Source organism: Amycolatopsis kentuckyensis (assembly GCF_002155975.1).
In the GTDB taxonomy this organism is placed as follows: Bacteria; Actinomycetota; Actinomycetes; order Mycobacteriales; family Pseudonocardiaceae; genus Amycolatopsis; species Amycolatopsis kentuckyensis.
Genome location: NZ_MUMI01000098.1, coordinates 1 through 9,149, shown reverse-complemented (window position 1 = coordinate 9,149; position 9,149 = coordinate 1). Strand labels below are relative to the sequence as shown.

General features: G+C 72.5%; 9 protein-coding genes and 1 pseudogene. 9 read left to right on the top strand and 1 reads right to left on the bottom strand.

Going from position 1 to position 9,149, the window contains the following annotated elements:
* The 6 genes and pseudogenes from CCN39_RS11210 to xynC form a co-directional block, all read left to right on the top strand.
* Window positions 1-212: pseudogene (locus tag CCN39_RS11210) on the top strand (hypothetical protein); the annotation flags it as partial.
* A gap of 3 nt (window positions 213-215) precedes the next feature.
* Complete coding sequence (locus CCN39_RS11205) at window positions 216-1,577, top strand: WXG100 family type VII secretion target (protein WP_086841025.1); 1,362 nt, start codon at window positions 216-218, stop codon at window positions 1,575-1,577.
* Window positions 1,577-2,047 (top strand): DEAD/DEAH box helicase family protein, encoded by a 471-nt coding sequence (locus CCN39_RS11200; protein WP_208630209.1) that lies wholly within the window; start codon window positions 1,577-1,579, stop codon window positions 2,045-2,047. Before CCN39_RS11205 ends, CCN39_RS11200 begins: the two co-directional genes overlap by 1 nt.
* A complete protein-coding gene (locus CCN39_RS11195) occupies window positions 2,044-2,364 on the top strand; it encodes a YbaB/EbfC family nucleoid-associated protein (RefSeq protein WP_013224119.1) in 321 nt (106 codons plus the stop codon). The genes CCN39_RS11200 and CCN39_RS11195 overlap by 4 nt, the downstream gene beginning before the upstream one ends.
* Window positions 2,364-3,734 carry a type VII secretion integral membrane protein EccD gene (gene eccD / locus CCN39_RS11190; RefSeq protein ID WP_086841021.1) on the top strand — a complete coding sequence of 457 codons (1,371 nt, stop codon included), beginning with the start codon at window positions 2,364-2,366 and terminating at the stop codon, window positions 3,732-3,734. Before CCN39_RS11195 ends, eccD begins: the two co-directional genes overlap by 1 nt.
* A 77-nt stretch (window positions 3,735-3,811) precedes the next feature.
* Window positions 3,812-5,080, top strand: coding sequence for a glucuronoarabinoxylan endo-1,4-beta-xylanase XynC (gene xynC, locus CCN39_RS11185; RefSeq protein WP_086841028.1), 1,269 nt, complete (start codon window positions 3,812-3,814; stop codon window positions 5,078-5,080).
* Between the two features lie 184 nt (window positions 5,081-5,264).
* Here xynC and CCN39_RS11180 read toward each other — a convergent pair whose 3' ends face one another.
* Complete coding sequence (locus CCN39_RS11180; RefSeq protein WP_086841019.1) at window positions 5,265-6,305, bottom strand: type VII secretion protein EccE; 1,041 nt, start codon at window positions 6,303-6,305, stop codon at window positions 5,265-5,267.
* Between the two features lie 141 nt (window positions 6,306-6,446).
* Here CCN39_RS11180 and eccB point away from each other — a divergent pair, with 141 nt between their 5' ends.
* The 3 genes from eccB to CCN39_RS11165 all read left to right on the top strand — a co-directional run.
* Window positions 6,447-7,868, top strand: coding sequence for a type VII secretion protein EccB (eccB, locus tag CCN39_RS11175; RefSeq protein WP_086841017.1), 1,422 nt, complete (start codon window positions 6,447-6,449; stop codon window positions 7,866-7,868).
* Between the two features lie 11 nt (window positions 7,869-7,879).
* Entirely contained in the window at window positions 7,880-8,575 is a 696-nt protein-coding gene (locus CCN39_RS11170; RefSeq protein WP_208630208.1) for a response regulator transcription factor, read from the top strand.
* Window positions 8,572-9,149 (top strand): response regulator (locus CCN39_RS11165; RefSeq protein ID WP_086841013.1); only part of this gene is annotated, 578 nt, incomplete at its 3' end. The genes CCN39_RS11170 and CCN39_RS11165, both read left to right, overlap by 4 nt.

The window sequence follows — 9,149 nt, the reverse complement described above, 5'->3', positions numbered from 1 at the left end:
CGCCGCCCTCGGTGCCCGCGCCCGCCCCCGCGCCTTCGGTGCCCGCTCCGGCGTCCGGGCACGCCGACGAGGTCGTCATCCACACCAACCTGACCACCGGTGAGTCCACTGTGGAGGCTCCGGGCGGCCAGGACTTCGACCTCGACATCGACCTGGACTTCAACGGGAAGCACTTCAGCCAGCACGTCGGCTACGACGCGGCCGGGAACTAGCCGGTGGCGGGCTCGGGGGTGGTCGACGCGTCCGGGGTGGTCAGCTCCGTGCTGTCCGGGTACCGGCGCGTGCTCGTCGAGTGCCGCCGGCGCGTCACCGGCGATCCCGGGGCGCTGAGCGCCGCCTCGCAGCGGGTGGCGACCCGGGCGACGGCGGTTTCGGGCCGGGCGCGCGAAATCGACGAGTCCGCGAAGACGCTGCACGCCGACTGGGACGGCGATGCCTACACCGCGTTCGCGACGGCCGCGGGCGAGCTGGGCAAGGAACTCGCCGACACGGCCGCGGAACTCGGCGACCAGGCCAACCGGCTCGGCACCGCGGCCCGGCTCGTGCAGTCCGCGGAAGCCGCCGTGGACTCGGTGCTCGCGCAGTTCGACCAGTACGCCGCCCAGCTGACCGCCCAGGCCCGCGCGGTGAACTCCACTTCGGTCGGCGCGTTCATCCAGGCCGCGCGGCAGCTCGGCGAACAGAGCGTGGCGGCGGCCCGCCAGGTCGTCGACGAGTTCTCCGACGCGCTCGCCGAGCTGTTCCCGCCCGAAGGCGTCGGACGGCTGGAGCACGAGCTCGGCAAGTGGGCCCGCGGGCCGCTGCACTGGCTCAACGGCGAGCCCCTCGACGGCCGGAAGCGGCCGCGGACCGTGCCGTCGTGGTTCGGCAACTCCGGCTGGAAGAAGCTCACCTGGGACGGTCTCGAAGGCACCCGGGCGCCGAAGAAGGCCGACACGCCGTTCGGGCAGCCGGAAGCCGAGGGCCTGAAGAACAAGATCGCCCGCAACACCGAGATCACGTACTACAAGTTCCAGCACGAACAGGACGGCTGGTCCCCGGAGTACGACGGGAAGATCACCTCGAAGGGCTGGGACGCGTCCGCGTCCGGGCACGCGGAACTCGCGGCGCTGCACGGCGAGGCCGAAGCCAAGAAGGAGTGGGGCGTCGCCGAAGCCCACGCCAAGGGCACGGTGTTCGCCGGCGGCGAGGCGAGCGCGTCCGGCACCATCGGCGCCCACGGCGTCGGCGCGCACGCGAATGCGTTCGTGGGCGGGAAGGTCGAAGGCGAAGTCGCCGCGGACGTCGCCGGCATCGGTGTAGGCGCGAACGGCACGCTGCAGTACGGCCTCGGCGCGCAGCTCGACGCCCAGGCCGTCTACGACGCGGGACACCTCAAGGTGAGCTTCAAGGCGGGCGCGGCGCTCGGCCTCGGCCTGGGTGTCGGCGCGAAGATCGACATCGACCTGCCGAAACTCGGCCACACGATCGGCGAGTACGGCGGCGCGGCGGTCGACGCCGTCAGCCACGCCGCTTCGGACGCGGCCGACGCCGTCGGTGCCGCTTGGGACGACGCGGTCGCGTACGTGGGGCTGTGATGACGCTTCCCCTCGACTTCGTCATCCCGGACGGCTGGACCGCCGTCGACCCGGGCGACTCCGGCGCGGTGTTCGTCGCCGTGCACCCGGTGCCGGGCGAGGAGTTCACGCCGAACATCACGGTCGGCGTGCAGCAGCGGCCGGACGAAGCGACGATCGACGCCATCGCGGCCGAAGCCGTCGAGCGGCTTTCGCGGACGCTGGCCGGGCTCGACGTGCTGAGCCGCCGCGACGTCGGCGACGCGGCCGCCCCGGCCGTGATGCAGCTCCTGCGCCTGCGCACCGGCGAAGGCACCGAGCTGATCCAGACCCAGGTGCACCTGACGGTCCCCGGCGCCGGCCCGGAAGACCGCCTGGTGCTCGAGCTCGCCTGCACGGCCGCCCCCGCGGCCGCCCGGCGGCTCTCACCCGGTTTCCAGCGGTTCGTGGCCAGCGTCCACGTCCGCCAGCACGAAGGGAAGCAACAGTGACCGATCCGTACGCGGTGCCCGACATGGACGAGCTGCTCGCCCAGGTGCGCAAGCAGACCGAAGAGGTCCAGCGGATCCAGCGCACGGTCGAGGCGATGGAGATCAAGGCGCACTCGCGGCAGAACGAGGTCACCGTCACCCTGCGCGGTGACGGCCGCTTCACCTCGATCGACATCGACCCCCGCGCGATCCGCGAGTACGACGCCCGCAACCTCTCGGAGATCGTCCTGGAGGCGGTGAACGCCGGGCTGCAGAAGCTCGCCGAGGCTTCGAGCGCCAAGTTCGCCCCGGTCATCGCGGCCGCGAAAGACGTGTGATGACGGCTTCGCTGACTGGCACGACCCGGCGGGTCACGGTGGTCACGCCACGGGCCCGCGTCGACGTCGCCCTGCCGCAGCAGTCGACGTTCGCCGAGCTCGTGCCGCAGCTGGTCCGGCTGGCGGGAGCGTCCGGGCAGGCCTCGGCCGAGCACCCCGGCTGGGTGCTCTCGAGGCTGGGCGGCGCACCACTGGCGCTGGGCCTGAGCGTCGCCGCCGCCCAGATCCGGGACGGCGAAGTGCTGCACCTGACCCCGCGGGAGCGCCCGCGGGGTCCGCTGCTGTTCGACGACGTCGTCGACTCGATCGCCAGCGTCGCCGATGCCGACGGCGGCTGGGGCCCGTCGGTCGCGCGGCGGTCCGGCCTGGTCGCGGCGGTGGTGTTGCTGCTGGCGGGCGGCCTGCTGGTGCAGGCGGCGGCGTCCGGCAGCGTGCTGGCCCCGATCGGGACCGGGCTCCTGGCTTTGGTGCTGCTGCTCGGCGGCGGCGCGTTGAGCCGCGCGTACGGCGACGCCGAAGCGGGCGCGGCCGGGTCGCTGGCCGGCGTCGGCGTGGCGCTGCTGGCCGGGATGTCGGTGCTGCCACCGCATCCGCTGTTCTCGTTGTCGGCGGGCCCGCTCGCGGCCGGGTTCGCGGCGGTGACGGTGTACGGCGTGCTGGCGGCGGTCTCGGTGGCCGACCGCCTGCCGTGGTTCGTGGCGATCACGGGCGCGGCGGGCTTCGGGGCGGTGACGGCCGGGGTCGTGCTGCTGGGCGGTGTTTCCGCGGGTTCGGCCGCGGCCGTGGTCGCGGTGCTGTGCACGGCGCTGGCGGCGGTGGCCCCGATGCTGGCGTTGCGCCTGGCACGCCTGCCGCTGCCGAGGGTGCCGGACGACATGGCGGCGTTCCGGGCGGACGAACAGCCGTCGCTGGGAACGGAGATGATCGGCCGCACGTCCCGGGCCCAGGCGGTGCTGACCGGGTTGCTGGTGGCCCTCGGCCTGGTGGTGCTGGCGGCATCGATCGTGCTTTCCGCGGGCGGGCCTTGGGAAGCGGGCCTGGCGGCCCTGCTGGGCGTGGCGTGGATCCTGCGGTCGCGGTCGTACGCGGGGCGCGCGCAGCGGCTGGTGCTGGTCGGGTTCGGCGTCCCGACGCTGGTGTGCGCCGGGGTCTGGCTGGTGGCTTCGGGTCACCGCACGGCGATCTTCGCCGTGGGCTGCGCGGTCGTCCTCGCGGCGGTGGTCTGCCTGGTGTACGCGACCCGGGTGGCGCGCGGGCTGCGTTCGCCGTACTGGTCGCGGCTCCTGGACGTCTCGGAGTTCCTCGTGCTGCTTTCCCTGGTGCCGGTGGTGGCGATGATCGCGGGGGTGTACGAAGCCGTCCGGGGTTGACGGTGCCACCCGGACACTGTTAAGACTGCTTTGGGAGCGCTCCCAGGATGTTCGCCGTCGACTCCAGGGAGATGCGCATGACAGCACGTCGAGACCAGTCCGAAATCGCGGGTTCGCCGCTGCTGCGCCGGCGCACCGTGCTGGCGGCGGGCGCCGCACTGCCGGTGCTGGCGGGCGGGACACCGGCCGCGGCGGCCACCGCGGTGGTCGTCGAACCGTCGAACGTCCAGCAGGCGATCCTCGGCTTCGGCGGGATGAACCACACCGTCTGGATCAGCGATCTCACCGCCGCCCAGCGCGAGACGGCGTTCGGCAACGGGACCGGGCAGCTGGGCTTCACCGTGCTGCGCATCCCCGTCCACGAGGACCGCAACAACTGGAGCCGCGAGGTCGCGACGGCCAAGCGGGCGAGCCAGCTCGGGGCCAAGGTCATCGCTTCGCCGTGGAACCCGCCCGCGTCGATGACTGAAAGTTTCTCCGGGGGCAAGCGGTTGCGGTACAACGCCTACGGCGCCTATGCGCAGCACCTCAACGACTTCACCGCGTTCATGGCGAACAACGGGGTGCCCCTGTACGGGATCTCGGTCCAGAACGAGCCGGACTACGCCCACGACTGGACGGCGTGGACCGCCGCCGAGATCGTCCGGTTCCTGCGCGAGAACGCCGGCTCGCTGAGCACCCGGGTCATCGCGCCCGAGTCGTTCCAGTACCGGAAGGCCATGTCCGATCCCATCCTCAACGACGCCGCCGCGCTGGCGAACGTGGACATCATCGGCGCGCACCTCTACGGCACCCGGTTCGCGGACCTGCCCTATCCACTCTTCCAGCAGAAGGGCGGCGGCAAGGAGCTGTGGATGACGGAGGTCTACTACCCCAACAGCACCGACTCGGCCGACCTGTGGCCGCAGGCGCTCGACGTCGGCGAGCACATCCACCGCGCGTTGGTCGACGGGCGGTTCCAGACCTACGTGTGGTGGTACATCCGGCGCTCGTACGGTCCGATGCGGGAGGACGGGCAGATCAGCAAGCGGGGCGCCTGCATGGCGCAGTTCTCGAAGTGGGTGCGGCCCGGGTTCTCGCGGATCACGGCGACCGCGAATCCGCAGGCGAATGTCTACGTTTCGGCGTTCAAGAGCGGGGCTCGAGTTGTTGTCGTCGCCATCAACAAGAACGATGCAGCTGTGGACCTTGCGTTCACCATCCGGGACATTGGTTCCGCGACTGCTCAGACGTGGGTGACCAGTGGGAGTGCGAATCTTGCCCGGTCCGCTGATGTGGCTGTTTCGAATGGGGCTTTCAATGCTCAGCTGGGTGGTCGGAGTATTCGGACCTTTGTCGTGAACTGAGTTCCCCGCCGGCCCGACGCCGGATTGTTCAGCGGCCGGCAGGCCGTGTCAAGGCGGGAAAGCGTGCCTTGACACGGCCTGCCGGCCGCTGATTCGGCTGCGTATCGGGTCGGCAGGGGGGTGTGGTCGGAGGGTGTCGCCGTTGGCCGTCCGCGTCCGCCGTCCGGGGGTGGGTGGTCGGTGGTCAGCCGTCCAGGGCGAGGGGCAAAGTTTTGCGGACTCCTGCTCCGTGGCGGCCGTGCAATGGAACCGCTGCCTGCGGTACCGGGACCTGTGTGCCCGGCCTTGCTCCCACGCGGATCGTCACCTCCGCCTTCTCCTTGCCGCCCGCCGTTCTCGTCAGCGTGTACGACGTTGCCGTGAATGCCGCTCCGGGTACCGCCGGATCCAGCACTCGGGGGGACCTCGGGGTGAAGCACGCCTGGGTGGAATCGCCCCACACCCACGACTTCCAGCGGTCCGGTGCCCCCGATGGGGCCCCCTGGACGCCCAGTGCCACCCGAAGCTCCTTCGCCAGCTCTCCGGCCTCCAGCACCGTGCTCTGGTAGCCGGCCTCGGCCAGTGCTCCCATCAAGCTCAACGCCGCCGATGCCGTGCTGCGCAGCGCCCCCAGTTCGCCGCCGCCGCGGGCGAGTGCCGCGATCGGGGCCAGGTCCGGGCGGTAGCGGACCGCCAGCCAGCGGACCCGCAGCACCTGGTCGCCGCGGGGAATCGCCCACGTCAGCAGCTGCGCCGAGGCCAACGGGATGTCCGCGCGCCCGAATGCCGAGCGCAGGGCCTCGACCAGGGGGCCCGGCGCTCCCGGGCCGGGCATCAGGCGGACCAGTGCGCTCCATCCTCCGTCGATCTCCGCGACGCCGAAACGGTTGCCCGCGCGGTCGACGTGCTGGCGCACCTTCACCGGGCCGGCCACGTGCAGCAGGGGATCCGGGCCGTCGCGGCGGGTGTCGTGGCGGCGCAACCGGAACGCCGTCCACGTCAGCGCCCAGCCCGCCAGGTGGCGCCCGGCGAAGCGCACCGACGTCAGCAGCACCACCGTGCCCGCGCCGATGCTGATGCCGAGCCGCACCGGCTGGGTGACGCCGTCGACGAGCCACGCGAGCAGCACGGCGATCGCCGCGAGCTCCCACAGCGCCGCCTGCAGCGGTCGGATCGGCAGCAGCCACGGCAACGGCGTGGACGCGGGCCGGGACGGTGCCTGGTGGACGGCGGTATCGACGGACACGGGCTCCCCTTTCCCCGGTCTCGACGCTACTGGCTGCCCGGATACCGCGTGGGCGTAAAAATTACCCTCGCCGCCCGCTGGTGCGGTGCCTAGCATCGGCTGCTCGGAGGGTCGACGCACACAGCCGGGGGGCACAGCAGCGTGTGGACGCAGCGGGACCAGATCCAGGCGTACCAGTTCCTCCGCCGCAGGCTCGTCTCCGCGCTCGTCGCCGCCGACGCCAACCACCCCGTCTCGCCCAGCCGCCGGCTCGTGCTGGGCACGGTGCTCGGGGTCGTGGCCGCCCTCTTGGTCACCGCCGTCTTCGGCATCATCGGGCTGCTGAACCCCTCCGGCGGCAAGGACTGGCTGGCCGGCGGCAAGGTGATCGTCGAGGAGGGCACCGGCGCGCGGTTCGTGCTCGGCGCCGACGGCGTCCTGCACCCGGTGCTCAACTACGCGTCCGCGCGGCTGCTGGCCGGCGGCAACGGCGACGCGACCGTGTCCGTCTCACCGGAGAACCTCGGCAAGGCCGGCCGCGGCAACCAGATCGGCATCCCCGGCGCGCCCGACTCGCTGCCGTCGGCGAACGCGCTCGTGAGCGTCCCGTGGACGAGCTGCAGCCGGACCACCCGGGACGCGCCCGCGTCCGCCGAGCCGCGCACCGCCGTCCTGCTGGCCGCGCCCGCCTCCGGCGTCGAGCTGCCACCGGACCAGGGCGTGATCGTGCGGCTGCCGCAGGGGGAGCGCTTCCTGCTCGCCGGCGGGCGGCGCTACAAGCTGAGCGACGAGGCCGCGACCGCGTTGCAGTTCGACAGCTACCCGACGATCGCGGTGTCGTCGCGGTGGATCGACACCGTCCCGGCCGGCCGCGACCTCACCGCGCTGCCGGTCGACGGCGCCGGTGACGCGGGACCGGCGGTGGGCGGCCGCGGCACCCGCGTCGGCGAAGTCCTCGCGGTCGTGGACGCGATGGCCGCGCCCGGCGCGGCCACGTCGTACTACCTGGTCCGCCGCGACGGGCTCGAACCGGTCGGGCAGACCGAGGCGAGCCTGCTGGTGACGACGGACGCCAACGCCGCCGCCTACCCCGGGCCGCCCGCGCCGGTGGAGGTCCGCGCGGCCGACGTCGCCGCGGTCGCGAAGGTCGGCGCGCCGCGGGCCGGCGGTGCCGATCCGGCCGCCTACCCCGACCGCATCCCCGGCAAGGCGCCGATCACCGGGAACTCCGTGGCGCTGTGCGTTCAGGGCAGCCGGTTGCTCGTTTCGGCCGAATTCCCGCTTCCCGTTGGGGCCAAAGCCATCCAGGTCGCCACCCGGACCGAAGCAAGGGTGGCGGACGAGGTGTTCGTACCTCCCTCGGGGGGAGCCGTCGTCGTCGAAGCCGGTTCGGTCACCGCGTACCTGGTGACCGACACGGGCCGGAAGTACCCGGTGGTGAACACGCAGGCCTTGGCCTCGCTCGGCTACGGAGGCGTCGCCAAACCGCCGGTCACGGGTAGTTTGCTGGCATTGGTGCCGACGGGCCCCGCGCTGGACCCGGCCACGGCCGGACGGCCGGCTCCGTCGGGTGGAACGGGGTGAAAGTCGTGCAAATGACAGAAGAGCGTTCGACCGAGGGTGAACTGGGCCAGGGGCGGGTCCGGGTCGCGGTCATCGAAGACCACCCGCTGTACCGCGTCTCCGTCGAACGTGTGCTGGCCGAAGCCGACTTCGTCGAGCTCGGTGCGGTCGTCGATTCGGTCGCCCGGTTCCACGTGCACCGGCAGCCGCCGGGCAGCGTGGTCCTGCTCGACCTGGGCCTGCCGGGCGTCGCGGGCGCGGCGGCCGTGCTGGAGGTGTGCGAACTCGGCCACCACGTGCTCGTGGTTTCCGCGCAGGCGGAACCGGAGGTGGTGCTCGGCGCGATCGCGGCGGGGGCCCGCGGGTTCCTGTCGAAGGACGTCGACGCCGACGAGCTGCTGATCGCGATCAAGACGGTCGCCGGCGGCGGCGCGTACGTCTCGGCGGTGGTCGCCGGGATGATCATGAAGGACAACGCCGACCGGCCCGCCGTGTCGGCCGAAGCCGAGCTGTCCCCGCGCGAGGAGCAGGTGCTGCGGCTGGTGGCGGCGGGGGAGCGGGACGTCGACATCGCGCTGATCCTCGGCATCGGCGTCCGGACGGTCCGCGGCTACCTCGACCGCATCCGCGACAAGACCGGCGAACGGCGGCGGCCGGGCCTGGTCAAGGAGGCCATCCGGCGCGGCCTGATCGGCGAGGCCGGCCCCCGGCGCGGCGGCCGCAAATGAGCGACTCCGCGCGGCGCATCCCGGTGGGCGTGATCGAGGACCACCCGCTCTACCGGTACGCGCTGAGCCGCGTGCTGACCGAGGCACCGGACATCGAGCTCGGCGCGGTCGCCGACTCGGTGGCCCGGTTCGCGGTCCAGGACCAGCCGGCGGGCAGCGTCGTCGTCCTCGACCTCAAGCTCCGTGGTGTCCAGGACGCGGCCGCGGTCCTGGAAGTGGGGCAGATGGGGCACAAGGTGCTGGTGGTGTCCGCGCACGCGGAACAGCCGGAGGTGCTCGGCGCGATGCAGGCGGGCGCGAAGGGCTTCCTGTCCAAGGACGTCGACGGCGACGAGCTCCTGCGCGCGATCCGCACGATCGCCGACGACAACGCGTACGTGTCGCCGACGCTGGCCGGGATGATCATCCAGGACAGCGAAGAGCGCCACGCAGGCCCGAAGATCGTGTTGTCCGAACGGGAAAAGCAGGTCCTCCGCCTGGTGGCGGCGGGGGAGCGGGACGTCGACGTGGCGGAGATCCTCAACATCAGCGTCCGCACGGTCCGGTCCTACCTGGACCGCATCCGCGACAAGAC

Excerpts from the sequence above, each read along its gene's own strand:
- CCN39_RS11200 (WP_208630209.1), top strand. The coding sequence starts at position 1,577 with ATGACGCTTCCCCTCGACTTCGTCATCCCGGACGGCTGGACCGCCGTC.
- eccD (WP_086841021.1), top strand. The coding sequence starts at position 2,364 with ATGACGGCTTCGCTGACTGGCACGACCCGGCGGGTCACGGTGGTCACG.
- xynC (WP_086841028.1), top strand. The coding sequence starts at position 3,812 with ATGACAGCACGTCGAGACCAGTCCGAAATCGCGGGTTCGCCGCTGCTG.
- CCN39_RS11170 (WP_208630208.1), top strand. The coding sequence starts at position 7,880 with ATGACAGAAGAGCGTTCGACCGAGGGTGAACTGGGCCAGGGGCGGGTC.